This is a genomic window from Chryseobacterium sp. RR2-3-20 (genome assembly GCF_017808115.1).
GTDB classification, from domain to species: Bacteria; Bacteroidota; Bacteroidia; order Flavobacteriales; family Weeksellaceae; genus Chryseobacterium; species Chryseobacterium oryzae.
Genome location: NZ_JADQBD010000160.1, coordinates 1 through 990 on the forward strand (window position 1 = coordinate 1; position 990 = coordinate 990).

Below are 990 nucleotides of genomic sequence, written 5' to 3' on the forward strand. Positions count from 1 at the left end.
TTCTTTTTTACTCACTCAAAATCGTGGAGTTTATTTCGGAGCGTGATTTTTGATGCCATATCACATAACGGAAAAAGTATTTGCGAAGGGCGGGCTAAAAATGAGCGAATGTTCAATTTTCGACCAAACGAAGCCGCTATTTTTTCCATGAAACTAAACTACAAAAATAATGTGGAATGGAAAAATAGCGGCGGCTAAATGTGACAAATCTTTCAATTATCCCTTCACCCCGCATTTTGCCAATACTATGTTAGCTGCAGTGTCTTTTATTCAGTCAATTTTATCACTTTAGTTTTTGCAAGTAAATCACCCAATCGCTGGCTTTCTGGCGAATTTTTAATAATAATTATTCCAACCAAACCGAAGAGAGACATATCAATTGGATCGAGTAAATGTCTTAAAAATGATTGTTTAAAGTCAATATTCTTTTCAGTATTTAAATCAACAGGTTTAAGTTTCATCAAATAATTTCCCAAAGTTGAATTCAGGGTTGATTCAATAACACAAAAATAGAAAAACCAAAAAATAAAGATTGGAATTGCTTTTAGTCCATTTACGGAATATTCGCCTAATTCATTTTTTTCTCCAAAAGTAAAAATGTAAATGCAAGTTAAAGTCAAAACAATTGAATAATCAATAACTCCAGCAATAATTCTAGATATTAGATATTTTTCTTTTTTCAATTTTTAGTTTTTTAAGAATTTGGATTTTAGCGGAGTCTTTCTGACATTGCAGCTAACGGAAAAAGTATTGGCGAAGTGCGGGCAAAATGGAACGAAAAGTTCAATTTAGACTGAACGTAGCCGATGCTTTTTTCTTACACTAAATTACTCTTTTTTGTGGAATAAAAAAGCAGCGGCGGATAAATTTTTCAAATATTTCAACTTTACTCTTCCTCCCGCATTTTGCCAATACTATGTTATCTGCAGCCTTTTTAGTTTTATTTATTTTCTTTAATATTTGCCAAAAGATTTGGAACTGCAAAACTTA

Annotated in this window: 2 protein-coding genes; one reads left to right on the forward strand and one right to left on the reverse strand. The window is 31.7% G+C overall.

Features of this window, described 5'->3' with window-relative positions; genetic code table 11:
- Window positions 1–198: hypothetical protein (locus tag IV513_RS15490; protein WP_209391449.1), on the forward strand; the 198-nt coding region annotated here is incomplete at its 5' end.
- Between the two features lie 68 nt (window positions 199–266).
- On the opposite strand, the gene IV513_RS15495 is transcribed toward IV513_RS15490, so the two are convergent.
- Complete coding sequence (locus tag IV513_RS15495) at window positions 267–683, reverse strand: RDD family protein (protein ID WP_209391450.1); 417 nt, start codon at window positions 681–683, stop codon at window positions 267–269.
- Window positions 684–990: the final 307 nt, after the last annotated feature.